Here is a 15,616-nt window from a genome sequence, read left to right on the forward strand (position 1 = left end):
CTGCGATCCAAGGACGCATACCGAGGCGGTAAGACAATTCCCATTCACGTCCCATGTAGCAGAAAATGCCGAGCAAGAAGTGGAATACTACCAATTGGTAAGGACCACCGTTGTATAGCCATTCGTCGAGGCTATCTGCTTCCCAAATGGGGTAAAAGTGCAGGCCAATCGCGTTTGAAGAGGGTACGACTGCGCCAGAAATCATGTTGTTTCCGAATAGCAAGCTGCCTGCTACTGGTTCGCGGATTCCGTCGATATCGACTGGAGGTGCGCCAACGAAGGCGATGATGAAGCAAATGGTGGCGGAGAGTAAGCAAGGGATCATGATTACGCCGAACCAACCTACATAGAGGCGGTTGTCGGTGCTGGTAATCCAATTGCAAAACTGATCCCAGATGGAAGCGCTTTCGCGTCTTTGTACTGCTGTGGTCATTTTTGTAATTTTTGTTTTAGCTTTATTTTTGATAAGCATTTACTGCTTATGTAAACTACTTTATCAAATTGTTAAGATTTGTCAATAATTCTTTCGGTAGAGTCGTGATTACCGATCCAAATAAAAAGGGAGGTGCGTTACACCTCCCTTTTTATTTGGTTTTGATTTATTCGTAAACCCAAGCGGTTAAGTTTGGTTGCCACTCGACTAATTCTTCAGGCTTAAACCAAAGATTAATCTCGGTTTGAGCAGTTTCGATCGCATCGGAACCATGAATAATGTTACGTCCAATATTTACGCCAAAGTCTCCACGAATAGTACCTGGTTCCGCAGTAAGAGGATTAGTTGCACCGATAATCTTGCGTGCTGAAGCAACTACACCGTCGCCTTCCCATACCATGGCGACTACTGGCCCTGAGGTAATAAAGTCAACTAGACCAGCAAAGAATGGTCTTTCCTTATGAACTGCATAGTGGCTTTCGGCTAGTTCGCGGGTTGGTTGCAACAATTTCAGTCCGACGAGCTTAAAGCCTTTAGTCTCATAACGACGGATAATTTCTCCGATTAGGTGACGTTGCACGCCATCGGGCTTGACTGCCAAAAAAGTACGTTCCATGATCTCTGTAAAAATATTCCTAGGAGTATTAAGCAATTGTAAAGAAGTTTACAGAAAGCATTATTTCATTTAAGGAACGCAAATGAAATAAAGAACCATTTTTTTCAGCAATTCTCATTATGAAACCGATTTTGGTGTTTCCAGCGCCGAAGGCGCTGGAAACACCAAAATCGGTTTTTTGAAAGCCCGCCAACGGCGGGCTTTCAAAAAACCGATTTTTATAATGAGAATTACCAACCATTTTCCAAGAGAAATGCTGGAGTTATGGCAGGAGCAGCGAGATTGTGTGGAGTCATATGACTTGACTTAAGAAATTTCTCCACATATTTACCCAGCAAATCACCCTCTAAATGCACTGAACTACCTATATCCAGATATTTCAAAGTGGTGTTGTCATAAGTATGGGGGATGACAGCTACCCGAAAATTTGAGCCTGAATCATTGCAGTAGGAAATCGTCAGGCTAATCCCATTAATCGTAATACTGCCTTTAAAGACAACGTAACGCGCCACTTCAGGAATAGCTTCAAAGCTTAACTCCCATGAATTTCCAACTAAGGCGCGATCGCTTAATTTCCCCACCCCATCGATATGCCCAGACACAAAATGTCCACCAATGCGATCGCCCACTGCTAGAGCCATTTCTAAATTGACATACTTTAATTTGCGATCGCCTAAATTAGTTCTTCCTAAAGTTTCAGGTGAGACATCAGCCACAAAGTTGGTCTCAGAGACATGCGTTGCAGTCAGACATACACCATTGACAGCAACACTATCGCCGATCGCAATTTTGGCAACGATGTCAGGACAATGAATGACCAGACGCGCATGATCGCGTTGCTCAATAAGTCCGATAGTTTGAATGAGTCCTGTAAACATAGGTTTTAGTTTACGACAGGGAGCGCAAAGCGCTATCTGTAGCGAGATCTGTTATGAGAGAAGTCAACTTATCAATGGTACGTGCAGCTTGTTTCGCTGGATTAGTCGTAGGTTGGCGATCGCGATCTAGCCAGAATGCTGTAATTCCCGCATTAGTCGCCCCCAGATAATCTTCACCAAAACTATCGCCAATATGCCATGCCAAATTAGGCGATCGCTCAATTTGATGTTTAGCTAGCGCCGCTTCAAATATTAAGGAATCGGGTTTAGCAGCCCCAATCTCAGTAGATATGGTGATCGAAGTGAAGTAATCTTCTAGCCTCAACGCTTTCATGACTGAGTAGATCCGACTATCAAAATTTGATAAGACACCCAAAGTAATGTCCTGCTTTTTCCATGTATCCAAGGCTAGCCAAGTATCTTCGTAAATAAACCAAGGCTCAGCCGTAGCAAAGTAGGCATATAGGCTTTTAAAGAATGTCTCGAAATCTAAAAATTTTGTTAAATCACCTGTTTGGCTAAAGGTCTGCTCAGCAAGCGATCGCCACCATTGATATTCAGCGAGGGGGATGTCAGACTGGGGCAAATCTGGAAAAGCGATCTTGGGTGCGGCTTGAAAAGCTTGGTAAAAAGCACGGTTAATTAACTGAGGATCGAGGCTAACATTAAAATCTGTGGCAATTTTGGCATATTGTTCACCAACGCTACCTTTCACTCCAAACAGAGTACCAACTGCATCTACAAAAATAACCTGAGGCGATCGCATTGTATTTCGGGGAAATTACTGAGATAAACTATTGAATGTACTGATACAATGACTGCCAAATCTTGTAAAAACTGACTCTATTATTATATTAAAACTACATTTATTATGACAGATGTTCAGTTTCTAATGATGAGATGGTTGGATTAAGGAGTACTTTTATGCATATATCTCAACTTGGCAAATTAATTCTATTGACATTGATTGCTTATACTCCTTTACCCGCTTGGGCGCAGAATACTACAATTGAAAAGCCATCTGCATCAGAGTCGTCAAATTCTAATCTCAAACCATTAGTTAATCTTAATGGTGGTAAACAGACTTTAAGTGTTAGTGAATCTCAAGACACATTTCGCTACACTCTAGGCGCAGGAGACAATATCAGAATTGAAGTTTTTAATGTGCCAGAGCTATCTGGAACTCAAACGATCGCTCCTGATGGAACGATTAATGTCTCCTTAATTGGGGCAGTCAAGCTAGAAGGATTAGGACTAGATGAAGCCAACGCTTTACTACGCGAGAAACTAAACCCTTTTCTAGTGCGTAATATTGTCAATATATCCTTGATTTCTCCCCGTCCCCTAAATATTGCGATCGTGGGCGAAGTAAACCGTCCCGGACCCCGTTTCTTAACCTATGTAGGAACTGCGGGTTTAGGAAGTAATGCCGCTACGTTAACTAGAGCATTGGAATCTGCTTCAGGAATTACCTCAAGAGCAGATATTAGTAACATTCAAATTTCACGTCGTGATGGGACTCTAGGTCGCCGCATCATTAAAGTCAATCTCCAAGACCTACTAGAGAAAGGTGATATTAGCCAAGATATTCGTATTCTTGACGGTGATTCAATTCTTGTACCGCCATTTTCTGAAGCAAGTGCATCCCAAACTCGAACTGTTAGCAACTCTACTTTTTCCCCTGATACGTTTACGATTCAAGTCGCGATCGTCGGTGAAGTTAATCGAGTTGGCCCACAAACTCTTGTTTACTCTAGAAATGGCGTTGTTCCCACTGGGCTTACAGGGGAAACTACATCGGCTGGCACTGCATCAGGCGGAGGTCCAGTTACCCTCAGTCGCGCCTTACAAGCGGCAAATGGGGTAACTGAAGTTGCCGATATTCGTAATGTCCAGATTTCCCGTTTGAATGATAAGGGGCAACGCACAATTGTTAAAGCAAACTTGCTGGATTTGATTACCAAAGCCGATCTCAGTCAAGATATTACTTTAACTGACGGTGATCTAATTACTGTACCTCGACTAGAGAAAACAAATCCTGCTGATTATCAACAAATTGCTAAGGCAACTTTTTCGCCTACAGTAATTACTGTACAAGTAGTTGGAGAAGCGGTTCGACCAGGACCGTTACAACTGAGACCCAATAGTTCGTTTACCGAAGCTATTTCCTTTGCAGGGGGTCTGACGAATGATGCTGATTGGCGAGCCGTTGAGCTTTATCGGGTCAATCCCGATGGTTCGATTATGCGCCGCAATCTAGTTGCTGATTTGAATCTTCCATTAAGTGAAGAGTCGAATCCAGGATTACGCGATCGCGATGTAATTGTGGTTCGCCCCTCCTTTGGAGCAGGCATTCTCAACTCAGCTACTAGATTTCTCGGAAACATTGTTGCTCCTTTCACATTAATTGATAACCTCTTTAGAAGATAAACATGAAAATTGTAGTTACTGGTGGTGCAGGTTTTATAGGATCACACTTAGTTGATCGACTGATGAATTCTGGGCATGAAGTTATTTGCATTGACAATCTATATACAGGGCGAAAATCAAATAATGCTCAATGGAGCGAAAACCCGAATTTTCAATTCATTGAGCATGATGTTGTTAATTCGATCGAGATTGATAATATTGATCAAATCTATCACCTTGCTTGCCCAGCTTCACCTGTGCATTATCAATCCGATCCCATTAAAACCGCTAAAACCAACTTTTTAGGAACTCTAAATATGTTGGAATTAGCAAAGAAATCTAAAGCACGGATTTTGCTAGCATCAACTTCAGAAGTATATGGTGATCCTCTAATTCATCCACAGGTCGAAAGCTATTGGGGAAATGTCAACTGTACAGGTATTCGTAGCTGCTACGATGAAGGGAAACGCATTTCCGAGACCATAACTTTTGACTACCACCGTCAGTTCAATGTTGAGGTGCGCGTTGCGCGAATTTTCAACACCCACGGGGAGCGAATGCTAGAAAATGACGGGCGTGTAGTTAGTAATTTTGTGGTTCAAGCCCTTAAAGGAATTCCTCTGACCGTCTATGGAGATGGCGCTCAAACCCGTAGCTTCTGCTATGTCTCAGATCTTGTTGAAGGATTGATGCGTCTGATGAATGGAAGTTATATTGGACCTGTTAATTTGGGCAATCCTGGGGAATATACAATTTTACAATTGGCTCAAACTATTCAGCACATGATTGATCCCACGACAGAATTGATTTTTAAGCCTTTACCTCAAGATGATCCCCAACGTCGTCAGCCTGACATCTCGCAAGCAAAGGTTCATTTAGATTGGGAGCCAAAAGTTCCCTTAAAAGAGGGACTTTTGAAGACGATCGCTTATTTCCGCGATTATCTCAATACCAATCAATTATAAAATCCCAACTCAATTTTATAGGCTCTGCTAATCAAACTGAGTTTTGCTTCTGAACAGTCAAAAGTTATAGGTAATAGAACATGCGTGTTTGTGTAATTGGAACTGGTTATGTGGGTTTAGTCACTGGTGCTTGTCTTGCCTATATTGGTCATGACGTGATTTGTGTCGATAATAACGAAGAAAAAGTCAAACTGATGAAATCAGGGCAATCGCCAATCCATGAGCCGGGATTGCCTGAAGTGATCGCTGAGTCAATTCGTCAAGGGAAAATCGAATTTACAACGGATATTGCGGCAGGTGTACAGCATGGTGAGATTTTATTTATTGCCGTGGGTACGCCATCTCTGGCTGATGGACGTAGTGATATGCGCTATGTAGAAGCCGTTGCCCGCAGCATTGGCGAAAGTCTCACGGAAGGATATCGTGTAATCGTGAATAAGTCCACAGTGCCGATTGGTTCTGGTGACTGGGTACGCATGATCGTAATGGATGGAATGTCGGGCAAGAGCAATATCGATCAGATTCAGTTTGATGTGGTGAGTAACCCTGAATTTCTGCGTGAGGGTGTCGCAGTTTTTGATACCTTCAATCCCGATCGCATTGTAGTTGGTAGTGGTAGCGATCGCGCTCTGAAGTTGATGCAAGAGCTTTATCAACCAATTATTGATCGTTCTTTTGCCGAAGACAAAACTTTGCCGCCAGTGCCTGTGGTTGTTACTGATCTGAACTCTGCGGAGATGATTAAATATGCTGCGAATGCATTTCTCGCCACTAAGATCAGTTTTGTGAATGAAGTTGCAAATATCTGCGATCGCGTCGGTGCAGATGTAAAGGAAGTTGCTAAGGGAATTGGATTAGATTCGCGCATTGGCTCTAAATTCTTACAAGCAGGGATTGGCTGGGGCGGCTCCTGCTTTGGCAAAGATGTTTCGGCTCTAATTTATACTGCCGAGGACTATGGATACTCCACAGAGATTTTAAAAGCTTGTGTACGGGTGAATGAATTGCAGCGGACTTTAGTCGTGGAGAAGTTGCAGCAAGCCCTGAAAATTCTCAAGGGTAAAACCATTGGTTTATTGGGCATGACCTTTAAGCCTGATACTGATGATATGCGTGATGCACCTGCTTTAACTTTAATTGATCAGCTCAGCCGTTTGGGAGCCAGAGTTAAAGCCTACGATCCCCTAGTTTCTCAATCGGGATTGCGTCAAGGTTTTTCTAATGTGATTGTCGAAACCGATCTAGAGCGTCTAGCCGATGGCTGTGATGCGGTGGTTTTGGTAACAGATTGGCAAGAATTCTTGGCGATCGACTATGCCAAAATGTTGACACTGATGGCGCACCCCGTCATTATCGATGCTCGTAACTTCCTTGATGGCAAGGAGCTAAAAGCGTTGGGATATCATTATATTGGTATTGGGCGATAATTTTTTCCTTTCTAGGGTGTGTGAAAATGCACCCTAGAAAGAGCATAAAAGCCTTTAACGTTTATATTCTTTAGTCAGGAGATCAAGCTATGTCTAAATCTAAAAAAGATAAAGGCGGTAAGTCCAAAAAATCGAAAATTAAAATCGAAGAGACTTTAGTTGATTCAGATTTAGGCGATCGCTCCGAAGATATGACTGATGATGGATTGAATGCTAAATCAACTGACTTGCCCAGACTGTCGAAGAAAAGTTATGAAAAGGAACTAAAGCACATACAAGTTGAACTTGTTAAACTGCAAGAATGGGTCAAACATCAAGGGCTGAAAGTAGTTGTTGTGTTTGAAGGAAGAGATGCTGCTGGTAAGGGTGGTGCTATCAAAAGTATTACTCAATCTCTAAATCCGCGTATTTGTCGAATTGTTGCGCTGGGTAAACCTTCAGATCAAGAGCGTACTCAGTGGTATTTTCAGCGCTACGCAGCCGAATTACCTGCGGCGGGTGAGATTGTGCTATTTGATCGCAGTTGGTACAACCGTGCAGGTGTCGAACATGTGATGGGCTATTGTACCCATGAGGAGTATGTGGAGTTTTTGCGTTCCTGTCCTGAGTTTGAAAATATGCTTCAGCGATCGGGAATTATTTTGATTAAATATTGGTTTTCAGTCAATGATACTGAACAGGAAAACCGCTTTCAAGATCGGATTAAAGATCCCCGCAAGCGTTGGAAGTTTAGTCCCATGGATTTAGAGGCAAGGACTAGATGGGTGGAATATTCTAAAGCGAAGGATGACATGTTTAATGCCACCGATACTGAGCTATCTCCTTGGTATGTGATTGATGGCGATGATAAGCGGAGGGCGCGTCTCAACTGTGTTAATCATTTATTAGCCAAAATCCCCTATGAGGACGTTCTGCCCAAGCCTTTTGACTTGCCTCCTTTACAAAACAAAATGGTCTATGTTCGCCCTCCAATGCATTTACAGAAATTTATTCCCGATGTAACAGCCCATTTAAAATAAAAAAAGCGGTGCTTTGCACCGCTTTTTTTTATTATGACATCCGACAAAATTGACCTGAATGTAATTTAATTTCCCCAAAATCAGGAATCCAGGCCGCCCAATGTCCGTCAGGATATTGACACATCAACAAGGCTTCATCGTAACAATTAGGAGTCGGCGGCTCTAACAAAGTTACCCAAGTAGAAGGCATAGGGGTAAGGCACTGAGGAGCAGAGTTGTGACGAATATTTTTAGTTGTTTGGACTGTGCGTTGACGTGTGGTGGTTTTCATAGCTTTCTTTCTGAAATTTTTCGAGTAACTTTATCAATCAACTTTTAAAGCAATTTTTTATACTGCACGTTTTACGAGTAACAAACAAAGTATGTTATGAAACTATTATATATGCAAATTTTAGTATTAAAAGATACAGAAATATTATTAAAAGTTAAAGCTTTAACCAAAAACAGAGAGGCAGCGCAAAGTGTTGCCTCTCTGTTTTTGGTTTTTACAGAGGATGTAAAGTGTTTTTGATCGAAATTAGGGTTTTATTAGTGGCAAAATACGGTTAAAATCTTGCCCTAGTTTGTGAATTTCTGGTGGACTGAATGCGCGATCGCCATTATTGGCAAGAAATGACTAGCAAGCCTTGGTGGATCTACTTGGGCATGGTGTTTGTGGCGATCGCAATCATCTATTGCTTAATTTTAGGAAGGATTGCACCTGCACAAGCCCAGTCCGTAGAGGAGTTAAAAAACTATCAAAACTTTGTCGATCAACAGCGTCAAATCATCCAGAAGCAACAGGAACAAATTAACGCACTCACTAAACCTGCCCAATCTCGACTTGATGCTCTAAGAAGGAATGTGCGGGTAACTGATACTCAAATTAAAGACAATGAGAAAAAAATTCGTCAGGCAAGAGAGCAACTCCAAAAACTCAGCACTAAACTACAAGAACTAGAATATGACCTCAATAAAAGACGGGGTACAACTACGGCGCGATTGCGCTATTTGCAGAGGCAACAACTACAGCGTTGGTGGGTAACTCTGCTCAGCAGTCAAGATCTCAATCAATTTGCCGATCGCCGTCGTCAAATTGAACGTATTTATGACAGAGATCGGAAGCTACTTGCAGATTTGACCCAAAGATCTAATCAGGTTGAAAAGCAGCGTAATCAAATCACTGCTCAAAGAAATGAGGTGGAACTATTAACTCAAAAGCTGAAATACCAAAAAGCCAATATTGAAGCCGAGGTGGTCGCGCAACAAAATACAATCGAACGACTTAAGAGCGATAATCAAGCCTTATCTCAAGCTGAAGATCGTCTTGCGGAAGATTCACGCCGTTTATCACAAATTATTTTGGCAAAAGTTCAGCCTTACGATGGACTAATACTCCCTCCTGGAACTGGACAGCTAATGTATCCCACGATTGGGCCAGTTACGAGTAACTTTGGCTGGCGTATACATCCCATTCTGGGTACTGAGCGCTTTCACGCAGGCATTGACTTTGGTGCGGATTACGGCAGTCTTATCTATGCTAGTGAGCAGGGGCGAGTGATTTATGCTGACTGGTATGGAGGCTATGGTAATGCTGTGATTATTGATCATGGCAATGGTATGACTACACTTTACGCCCATTGTAGTGAGTTATATGTCAAGGATGGAGATGTCGTTGCAAAAGGACAACCGATCGCTGCTGTTGGTTCGACAGGCTTTTCAACGGGGCCACATTTGCACTTTGAGTTACGAGCTAATGGTGAGCCTATTGATCCCGCTGCATATTTATAAAAAAATCAAAAAAGACGGCGCGTAGCGCCGTCTTTTTTACCAAACATCTTTTACCAAACATCTGGCAAAATCGCATCTTGAAAGTCAGTAGTTTCAGTACTTGCGCCACTAAAGTTCGCTTTACTAAGATTGGCACTAGTAAACTCAGCCCGATTGAGATCGGCACGACTTAAATCGGCTCCAATAAAATAGGCTTCACTACAATTTGTCCCGCGTAGATCCGCTCCTATGAGATCGCAGCCACAGAGATTAGCCCGATAAAGGTTTGCCCCAATTAAATTTGCCCTAGATAGATTTGACTCACTTAAGTCAATATCTACTAGAGTTGCACCAATCAGATCTGTACCAACCAATGTCGAAACATTGAGATTGCTATGGGAGAGATCGGCTTCGCTCAAATTAGCACGACTAAAATCAGTGCCTGCAAGATTAGCTTCCCTTATCTCAGCTCGGCTTAAATTTGATCCAATGAGAATTGCGCCAACCATGCTAGCTCCATTCAAGCTAGACATATTGAGCTTAGTGGTTGATAGATCGGCGAGATCAAGTTTAGCCAAACGCAGATTGGAGCCGCGAAGATCTGCACCACTTAAATTGGCTTGACTAAGATTAGCTTCACTCAAACAAACCATACTCATATGGGAAGCGCTCAGATTTGCTTGTTTGAGTTCGATCCCCCTAAGATTAGCCATACTTAAGTCTGCCCCGCGCAAGTTAGCCGATGATAGATTTACGTTATGCAACTTTGCCCCACGCAAGTTAACCATACTCAGGTCGATCCCTGTCAGGTTGAGTCCCTCTAGCTGAATTTCACTCAGATCAACACCACGCATATCAGGGGCGGATTCTCTCCACTCGTTCCAGATATCCACGCCTTGATGAAGCAGTTTTATAAATTCTTCTTTCGCCACAGTTACTTTTGCTTGTACATTTAGTACAGTTTCAGGTTAATAAATTTAAAGAGAACATATTTCGTAAGAGCTGCGAAGCAGCTATCACTAAATATGTTGTCAACGTTAATATTTTCGTTCTTGGGGAGTAAAACGATCGCGATCAAGCAATTGTAAACTCATATCAACTGCACGATCGCTAGTCTTTACATTACCACTTTCCAGATAGCCGAGGGTATGTTTGAGATAATTTGCATCATCACGTTGAGGGTAGTCTTCACGGGAATGTGCGCCACGACTTTCTTGACGTGATAATGCACTAGACATAATGATCTCACCTACCGTGAGCAAGCTTTTTAATTCGATCGCTTGCATGAGTTCCATATTAAATACAGAACTGCGATCATCCACCAGTAAGTCTTGGTCGTAGCGATCGCGGATAGTTTGTAATTTTTGCAAACCATCCTTTAAACGTTGATCATCCCGAAAGATGCCACAATGCTCAGTCATTGTGTCTTGTAATTGTTGGCGAATATCGGCAATGCGCGAATTACCCTGTTTCGATAATACGCCTTTTAACTTAGCTTCGGCTTCATTGAGATAAGGACGAGGATCAACCTTGGGCATGACGCGATCGCTAACATACGCCCCCAGTTTTTCTCCCGCACGTTTGCCAAAGACCACGCACTCTAACAGCGAATTTGCCCCTAAACGGTTTGCGCCATGAACGGATACACAGGCACATTCACCTGCGGCAAAAAATCCTGCGATCGCTTTGCTATCCGTACCAATTACTTGACAGTCAATATTTGTGGGAATGCCTCCCATAGAGTAATGCGCGGTCGGACGGACGGGTAAGGGATGATCGATGCAGTCCACACCTGCTAGGCGTAAACCCTCTTCACGGGCAAAGGGAATCCGACTTAAGATTTTCTCCTTTCCTAAATGACGCACATCTAAATGCACATAGTTACCACCATTGATCCCACGCCCTTCCATAATTTCACAGGCAATATTGCGCGAGGTGATATCACGGGGTGAGAGTTCCATCCGATTCTTGCTGATCGGATAATTTGCCATAAAGCGATCGCCTAAATTATTAATTAAATAGGCTCCTTCCCCACGTACTGCCTCAGAAATCAGTACGCCCACTGGATATAGTCCCGTAGGATGGAACTGCACAAATTCCATATCTTGCAATGGCAAGCCAATATTTGCGGTCAAACATAAGCCATCACCCGTTGAAGCCAAATCATTAGAAGTAGTATTAAAAACCCGTCCATAGCCACCTGTGGCTAGCAATACAGCTTTAGCACGAAATACTTCAATCTCCGAAGTTTCCAAACTATACGCGACAACGCCTTTTACCTCTTTGCCATTTGAGCCATCTTCGTAAATTAACTGCATGACGTACCATTCTTGATAAATCGTGCCGCCCAATCGCTTGAGGTTCATCACTAATTCATGCAGAATCGCATGTCCAGTTTTATCAGCAGCATAGCAAGCGCGACTATAGGTGTGTCCGCCAAAGGGTCGTTGAGCAATCCGTCCATCTTCAGCACGGGAGAATAAAACTCCTAAATGCTCTAAATCAATAATTACTTCGGGAGCCGATCGAGTCAAAACCTGTACCGCATTCTGATCGGCAAGATAGTCGGAGCCTTTGATGGTGTCAAAAGCATGGGTGAGCCAGTCGTCATTATCGACATTTTTTAGTGATGCGGCTATGCCTCCCTGTGCAGCGACGGAATGCGATCGAATCGGATGTACTTTAGAAACGAGTCCCACACTGAGATGGGGATAATTTTGGGCGACAGCTAGTGCGGCTCTAGAACCTGCTAATCCTCCACCAATAATCAATACATCATGCTCAATCATCGAACTCACTTCCTCTTACATACGTTCTAGAGTTTTACCGCCGATATCTCGATCGCCGAACTATACAGCAATTATCGCTCAAACAAACCACCAGAGATTTTTTGAGAGTGTGGCTTAGCCACACTCTCAAAAAATCACTTCCTTGGTTACTGCAATTACTGATCAAACGAACCACAATAAAATTTTTGAAAGCGTTACAAAGCAACGCTTTCAAAAATTTTATTGGTTTGGGTTTGAGCGCAAAGCGCTGTAAATAGTAAAACCCTATGCTTTAGCAATCACAAATATGCCGACAGCTATCATTACTCCACCAGCAGCTATGTTAATTTTGGTTTTGATTTTAGAACTAGCGATCGCACTCACTTTATCTGCCATTAGTACATACATAAGCTTCACACCACCTACGGCTAATGTGGCAACTAAGATAATAGCGATCTTATCTAAATAGGATATTTTCGAGATGTCAATAAAAGCTGGCAGAAAGCCAAGATAGAATAACGTCGCTTTTTGGTCACCTAAAGTAATCACTAACCCAGTAACAAAACTAGAAAACAATGAAGACGTTACAGGCTGATCAGTTTTAATTTCTTGTGCTTTTGACTTACATAGACTGATTCCTAGCCATATCAAATAAGCCCCACCAAGGTATTTGATCAAAATAAAGAGGCTGCCCATAGTTTCAGAAAGAAATGACAAGCCCCAAATGGCAATCAGTATGAGAATGATATCTCCCGTCACTATGCCGATGGTTGTGAATACGCCGTGAATAAATCCATAGGTAGCTGCTCTCGTGGTTACAGTTAACACACTAAGACTAGGAATCACAGCCAGTATGACCATGGAGATGAATAGGGAAACAATATTGCTAAATGTCATCATAGGAAACCGCTTAAAGATTTGCAGTGAAATGAACCTTAGAAACTGTCTAGATCCCCTCAGCTACACTTAAAAATGCGGAAAATTAAGCCCTTGCTCATCTCATCTTGTGACAAAATGTGCTGAGTTAGTTTACAAAAAATAACTATGTCTGATATCACAGCCTCTGAAATTTTGCAAAATCGTCTCAGCTATCAAGGTAGCAAATTTTCCTTTCATGTTGATCGCATCAAATTACCGCATGGCGTAACAGGTGAGTATTCATATATTAAACATCCAGGGGCAGGACTGGCGGTTCCTGTGACAGACGATGGCAAATTTGTATTAGTTAAGCAATATCGGTTTGCAATTCAGCGCTATTTATTAGAGTTTCCTGCTGGCACTTTAGAAGTTGGGGAAGATCATGGTGTAACAATCAAGCGCGAAATTGAAGAAGAAACAGGCTATCGAGCTAGCCAATGGCAATATTTAGGAGGCTTCTATATTTGCCCAGGTTATTCTGATGAGATTATTCATGCATATCTGGCTCAAGGGCTGGAGAAGCTAGAACATCCTCCTGCTCAAGATGAAGATGAAGAGATAGAAGTTGTGTTATTGAGTCGTGAAGAGATAGAAGCGTTATTGCGATCGCAGAGTGCCGATACTAGTCTGGATGCCAAATCAATCACTGCATTTCATCTGGCTTTGCAAGCTTTATAAACAATAAAAAACGGCGCTTTGCGCCGTTTTTTATTGTTTATAAAGCTGCTTCTTTTTTGAGTTTGTCGCGATCGCTTATCTTTGTATTCGGTGTCTGAAGAGCAAAGTAGAGCTTGTTCAAAGCACTGAGATAGGCTCTTGCTGAGGCAACAATAATATCGGTGTTTGCCGAATGTCCAGAAAGAGTACCAACATCAGGATGCTTGAGTCGAATTGTAACTTCGCCAAGAGCATCAATACCTGCAGTAACAGACTGCACTGAGTACTCGATCAATTGATTTGGGACATTTACAATGCGATTAATCGCTTTGTAAATCGCATCAACAGGACCAGTTCCCACTGATGCATCAGTAATTTCTTTTCCATCGGGCATCACAATCGTGATTGTTGCGGTGGGAATCGCGCGATCGCCACAGCTTACTTGCACATGATCGAGCTTGAAGGCTTCGGGCGCGTGACGGATTTCGTCGTTGACGATCGCCTCTAAATCGCGATCGCTAATCTCGCGCTTCTTATCCGCAAGTTCCTTAAAGCGGACAAAGGCGGCATTAAGTTCCTGTTCTGAAAGCTCAAAGCCAAGCTCTTTGAGGCGAGAACTCAAAGCATTACGTCCCGAAAGTTTACCAAGGACGATCAAGTTATCGGTTAAGCCGATGGACTGAGCATCCATGATTTCGTAGGTGAGACGATTTTTTAATACGCCATCCTGATGGATGCCTGACTCATGGGCAAAGGCATTTGCGCCAACGATCGCTTTATTGGGTTGTACCAACATGCCAGTGAGATTCGATACAAGACGAGAAGTTTTGTAAATCTGCTTGGTATCAATGTTGCAAAGTGGAGCAGTGGATTCGGTAGGGCGACCGAGAAAGCTATTGAAATAGGAGCGGCGCACATGCAACGCCATCACCAATTCTTCGAGAGCAGCATTTCCAGCCCGTTCACCGATCCCGTTGATCGTACATTCCATTTGACGCGCCCCATTTTTAGCAGCTTCAAGGAAGTTTGCCACTGCTAAGCCAAGATCGTTATGACCATGCACAGAAATAATGGCGCGATCAATATTTGGTACATTTTCTTTGATGCCCTTGATCAAGGCTCCAAACTCAGATGGAGTTAAGTAGCCAACAGTATCAGGAATATTTACCGTCGATGCTCCTGCGGCGATCGCTGCTTCTAAGACTTGATAGAGAAACTCAGGATCAGAGCGTCCAGCATCTTCAGGGGAAAACTCGACATCAGCAACTTTGGATCTGGCATAGGCTACCATCTCTGGCACGATCGCTAAAACTTCAGCACGAGTTTTGCGGAGCTTATATTCCAAGTGAATATCAGAGGTGGCAAGAAATGTATGAATGCGACCTTTTGCCGCAGGCTTGACCGCTTCAGCAGCCGCTTCAATATCACCTCTCGTCGCACGGGCTAAACCGCAGATTGTGGGACCATTCTCTGTACCAACGAGCTTAGCAATTTCTTGGACAGCATGAAAATCTCCTTTACTCGCAAAGGGAAAACCCGCCTCGATGATGTCTACACCAAGTCGAGCCAGTTGCTGCGCGATTAGCAGTTTTTGCTCCACGTTCAGAGTTGCGCCTGGGGACTGTTCGCCATCGCGCAAGGTGGTGTCAAAAAAGATAATGCGGTCTTGAGCAACTGGGGACTCTTGAGATGTAGTAGACATAACGCGTTAATTCATGAATATATATTGTGAAAACGTAACTATGGAGATTTGGCTAAATTTTGGGGCGATTAATTC

At 42.9% G+C, this 15,616-nt stretch carries 16 protein-coding genes and 1 pseudogene; 7 read left to right on the forward strand and 10 right to left on the reverse strand.

Annotated elements, in window-relative coordinates; all coding sequences use genetic code 11:
• The 5 genes and pseudogenes from VB775_RS16335 to VB775_RS16355 form a co-directional block, all read right to left on the reverse strand.
• Positions 1–433 (reverse strand): annotated as a pseudogene (locus VB775_RS16335) (photosystem II q(b) protein); the annotation flags it as partial.
• A gap of 166 nt (positions 434–599) precedes the next feature.
• Complete coding sequence (gene ndk, locus VB775_RS16340; protein ID WP_281005437.1) at positions 600–1,049, reverse strand: nucleoside-diphosphate kinase; 450 nt, start codon at positions 1,047–1,049, stop codon at positions 600–602.
• A gap of 28 nt (positions 1,050–1,077) precedes the next feature.
• A complete protein-coding gene (locus tag VB775_RS16345) occupies positions 1,078–1,290 on the reverse strand; it encodes a hypothetical protein (protein WP_281005436.1) in 213 nt (70 codons plus the stop codon).
• Positions 1,280–1,927, reverse strand: coding sequence for a riboflavin synthase (locus tag VB775_RS16350; protein ID WP_281005435.1), 648 nt, complete (start codon positions 1,925–1,927; stop codon positions 1,280–1,282). Before VB775_RS16350 ends, VB775_RS16345 begins: the two co-directional genes overlap by 11 nt.
• A gap of 10 nt (positions 1,928–1,937) precedes the next feature.
• Positions 1,938–2,693: an HAD-IA family hydrolase gene (locus tag VB775_RS16355; RefSeq protein WP_281005434.1), complete on the reverse strand. Its 756-nt coding sequence runs from the start codon at positions 2,691–2,693 to the stop codon at positions 1,938–1,940.
• Between the two features lie 158 nt (positions 2,694–2,851).
• On the opposite strand from VB775_RS16355, the gene VB775_RS16360 reads away from it, so the two are divergent.
• The 4 genes from VB775_RS16360 to ppk2 all read left to right on the forward strand — a co-directional run bounded on the left by VB775_RS16360 (position 2,852) and on the right by ppk2 (position 7,747).
• Positions 2,852–4,357, forward strand: a complete 1,506-nt coding sequence (locus tag VB775_RS16360) for a polysaccharide biosynthesis/export family protein (protein ID WP_281005433.1) — start codon at positions 2,852–2,854, stop codon at positions 4,355–4,357.
• 2 nt (positions 4,358–4,359) lie between these two features.
• The gene (locus VB775_RS16365) at positions 4,360–5,301 is read left to right on the forward strand and encodes a UDP-glucuronic acid decarboxylase family protein (protein WP_281005432.1); all 942 of its coding nucleotides are present in this window, start codon (positions 4,360–4,362) and stop codon (positions 5,299–5,301) included.
• Positions 5,302–5,381: 80 nt separating this feature from the next.
• A complete protein-coding gene (locus VB775_RS16370; protein ID WP_281005431.1) occupies positions 5,382–6,728 on the forward strand; it encodes a UDP-glucose dehydrogenase family protein in 1,347 nt (448 codons plus the stop codon).
• A gap of 89 nt (positions 6,729–6,817) precedes the next feature.
• Complete coding sequence (gene ppk2 / locus VB775_RS16375; protein WP_281005430.1) at positions 6,818–7,747, forward strand: polyphosphate kinase 2; 930 nt, start codon at positions 6,818–6,820, stop codon at positions 7,745–7,747.
• A gap of 31 nt (positions 7,748–7,778) precedes the next feature.
• Here the strand turns inward: ppk2 and VB775_RS16380 are convergent, their stop codons facing one another.
• Positions 7,779–8,018 (reverse strand): hypothetical protein, encoded by a 240-nt coding sequence (locus VB775_RS16380; protein ID WP_190577863.1) that lies wholly within the window; start codon positions 8,016–8,018, stop codon positions 7,779–7,781.
• 111 nt (positions 8,019–8,129) lie between these two features.
• Here VB775_RS16380 and VB775_RS16385 point away from each other — a divergent pair, with 111 nt between their 5' ends.
• Positions 8,130–8,258, forward strand: coding sequence for a hypothetical protein (locus VB775_RS16385; protein ID WP_281005429.1), 129 nt, complete (start codon positions 8,130–8,132; stop codon positions 8,256–8,258).
• Between the two features lie 74 nt (positions 8,259–8,332).
• Entirely contained in the window at positions 8,333–9,517 is a 1,185-nt protein-coding gene (locus tag VB775_RS16390) for a murein hydrolase activator EnvC family protein (RefSeq protein ID WP_323216886.1), read from the forward strand.
• Between the two features lie 50 nt (positions 9,518–9,567).
• Here the strand turns inward: VB775_RS16390 and VB775_RS16395 are convergent, their stop codons facing one another.
• From VB775_RS16395 to VB775_RS16405, 3 genes are all read right to left on the reverse strand, one after another.
• The gene (locus tag VB775_RS16395; protein WP_281005427.1) at positions 9,568–10,428 is read right to left on the reverse strand and encodes a pentapeptide repeat-containing protein; all 861 of its coding nucleotides are present in this window, start codon (positions 10,426–10,428) and stop codon (positions 9,568–9,570) included.
• A 105-nt stretch (positions 10,429–10,533) separates the two neighbouring features.
• Positions 10,534–12,285 carry a succinate dehydrogenase/fumarate reductase flavoprotein subunit gene (locus tag VB775_RS16400; protein WP_281005426.1) on the reverse strand — a complete coding sequence of 584 codons (1,752 nt, stop codon included), beginning with the start codon at positions 12,283–12,285 and terminating at the stop codon, positions 10,534–10,536.
• A gap of 264 nt (positions 12,286–12,549) precedes the next feature.
• Complete coding sequence (locus VB775_RS16405; protein WP_407072986.1) at positions 12,550–13,161, reverse strand: LysE family translocator; 612 nt, start codon at positions 13,159–13,161, stop codon at positions 12,550–12,552.
• 147 nt (positions 13,162–13,308) lie between these two features.
• Here VB775_RS16405 and VB775_RS16410 point away from each other — a divergent pair, with 147 nt between their 5' ends.
• Complete coding sequence (locus VB775_RS16410) at positions 13,309–13,860, forward strand: NUDIX hydrolase (protein ID WP_281005424.1); 552 nt, start codon at positions 13,309–13,311, stop codon at positions 13,858–13,860.
• A gap of 37 nt (positions 13,861–13,897) precedes the next feature.
• On the opposite strand, the gene VB775_RS16415 is transcribed toward VB775_RS16410, so the two are convergent.
• Entirely contained in the window at positions 13,898–15,541 is a 1,644-nt protein-coding gene (locus VB775_RS16415; RefSeq protein ID WP_281005423.1) for a 2-isopropylmalate synthase, read from the reverse strand.
• Positions 15,542–15,616 lie beyond the last annotated feature (75 nt).

The organism is Pseudanabaena sp. CCNP1317 (genome assembly GCF_034931345.1).
In the GTDB taxonomy this organism is placed as follows: Bacteria; Cyanobacteriota; Cyanobacteriia; order Pseudanabaenales; family Pseudanabaenaceae; genus Pseudanabaena; species Pseudanabaena galeata.